2 protein-coding genes and 1 pseudogene are annotated in these 2,416 nt (G+C 72.8%); all 3 read left to right on the forward strand.

Annotated elements, in window-relative coordinates:
* A partial coding sequence (locus PROKR_RS06390) for a copper homeostasis protein CutC (protein WP_036960875.1) occupies positions 1-250 on the forward strand: 250 nt, incomplete at its 5' end.
* Positions 247-1,962: a glucose-6-phosphate isomerase gene (gene pgi / locus PROKR_RS06395; protein WP_036960879.1), complete on the forward strand. Its 1,716-nt coding sequence runs from the start codon at positions 247-249 to the stop codon at positions 1,960-1,962. The genes PROKR_RS06390 and pgi, both read left to right, overlap by 4 nt.
* 117 nt (positions 1,963-2,079) lie before the next feature.
* A pseudogene (locus PROKR_RS34085) lies at positions 2,080-2,416 on the forward strand (phosphotransferase); the annotation flags it as partial.

Genomic DNA, 2,416 nt, shown 5'->3' on the forward strand with positions numbered 1-2,416 from the left:
CGACCGGCTGGCCGCCCTGGTCGAGCGCAGCGCGGAGCTGGGCATCGAGATCATGGCCGGCGGCGGCGTGACGGCCGCCGACATCCCCGCCCTGGTCGGCGTGGGCGTGGACGCGGTGCACCTGTCCGCGAAGAAGACCGTCGCCGACGCCGGCGGGCCGGGCGGCGGGGGCGACGCCGGCTACGAGGTGACGGATCAGACACTGGCAGAGGCTGCGGCCGGCGCCCTCCGCACTACGGTTGAGTCATGACCTCAGAGCCGGCCCGTGTGCCTGTCGACGCCACCACCACCAACGCCTGGGGCTCGCTCACCGAGCTCTCCAAGAACCTCGACCCTGACCTGCGCGGCTGGTTCGCCGCCGACCCCGAGCGGGCCGCCCGGCTGAGCCACCAGGCCGGCGACCTGCACGTGGACCTCTCGAAGAACCTGGTCACCGACGACGTGCTCGCCGCGCTGCTCGCGCTCGCCGAGGAGGTGGGCCTCGCGGAGCACCGGGACGCGATGTTCGCCGGCCGGCACATCAACGTCACCGAGGACCGCGCCGTGCTGCACACCGCGCTGCGCCGCCCCTCGGACGAGCCCTTCACCGTGGACGGCCAGGACGTCGCGGCCGACGTCGCCGACGAGCTCGCCAAGGTCTACGCGTTCGCCGAGCAGGTGCGCTCCGGCGAGTGGACCGGCGTCACCGGCGAGGCCGTGCGGACCATCGTCAACATCGGCATCGGCGGCTCCGACCTGGGCCCCGTCATGGCGTACGAGGCGCTCGAGCCCTACGTCCAGGACGGCCTGGAGGTGCGGTTCGTCTCCAACATCGACCCCACCGACGTCGCCCAGAAGACGGCCGACCTGGACCCGACCACCACGCTGTTCATCGTCGCGTCCAAGACCTTCGGCACGCTGGAGACCCTCACCAACGCGCGGCTCGCCCGCGACTGGCTCTGGCGCTCGCTGGTCGCCGCCGGCGCCATCGAGGACTCCGAGGACGGCCGGGCCGACGCCGTCGCCAAGCACTTCGTCGCCGTCTCCACCGCCCTCGACAAGGTCGAGGCGTTCGGCATCGACCCCGCCAACGCCTTCGGGTTCTGGGACTGGGTGGGCGGCCGCTACTCCGTGGACTCGGCCATCGGCACCTCGCTCGCCGTCGCGATCGGGCCGGACGCCTTCGCCGACTTCCTGGCGGGCTTCCACGCCATGGACGAGCACTTCCGGACCACGCCCTTCGAGGACAACGTGCCGGCTCTGATGGGCCTGCTCAACGTCTGGTACGTGAACTTCCGTGACGCGCACACGCACGCCGTCCTGCCGTACGCCCAGCAGCTCCACCGGTTCCCGGCGTACCTGCAGCAGCTCACCATGGAGTCCAACGGCAAGTCGGTGCGCTGGGACGGCACGCCCGTCACGTCCGAGACCGGCGAGGTCTTCTGGGGCGAGCCCGGCACCAACGGCCAGCACGCGTTCTACCAGCTCATCCACCAGGGCACCCGGCTCATCCCGGCCGACTTCATCGCCGTGGCCAACCCCGCCTACCCGCTGGCCGACGCCGTGGGCGACGGGGGAGCCGTGGCCGCGGGGGCGGACGTGCACGGCCTGTTCCTCGCGAACTTCTTCGCGCAGACCAAGGCACTCGCGTTCGGCAAGACGGCCGACGAGGTGCGCGCCGAGGGCGTCGCCGAGGACCTGGTCTCGGCCAAGGTGTTCAGCGGCAACCGGCCCACGACGTCGATCCTGGCGCCCGCGCTGACCCCGTCCGTGCTGGGGCAGCTCGTGGCGCTGTACGAGCACATCACGTTCGTGCAGGGTCTCGTGTGGGGCATCGACTCGTTCGACCAGTGGGGCGTGGAGCTCGGCAAGAAGCTCGCGCTCGAGATCGCCCCGGCGGTGGCCGGCGACGAGGCCGCGCTCGCCGCGCAGGACCCGTCGACGGCGGCGCTCATCGCGAAGTACCGCGAGCTGCGCGCCTGACGACGCCGGCCTGAGCCCGGGGAGACGTGCGCGTCTCCCCGGGCCTTCCGTGCAGGGTTAGAGGATTCTCATCCGGATCGGGGCGCTTCTGCCCCGCCCGGCTGCGAGGATGACGTGATGACCACGCACCTCGATCTGCTGACCGGCGAGTCCGCCGCGGGGCTCCTCGACGCCGCCGTGGCGACGGCGGGCGGGGAGCTGGTCGACTGGCGGGTGCGGCAGGTGGACCACCGACCCGGCTCGACCACGACCGTCGCCTACCGCGCCACCGTGCGCTGGAACGGCGTGGAGCGCTCCGAGACGCTGGGCGCGAGCGTCGGCCGGGCACGGGACGGTCGCAAGCCAGGCGTGGTCACGCTGTCCGACGGCGACGCGACGGTCGCCGTCTGGCGGTTCCCCGGCGACCCCGGGCTGCCGGCCCTGCCGCGCGCGTTCGACCCGGCCGCCGTCGAGG

It is taken from the genome of Promicromonospora kroppenstedtii DSM 19349 (assembly GCF_000515355.1).
Lineage (GTDB): Bacteria > Actinomycetota > Actinomycetes > Actinomycetales > Cellulomonadaceae > Promicromonospora > Promicromonospora kroppenstedtii.

Excerpts from the sequence above, each read along its gene's own strand:
- pgi (WP_036960879.1), top strand. The coding sequence starts at position 247 with ATGACCTCAGAGCCGGCCCGTGTGCCTGTCGACGCCACCACCACCAAC.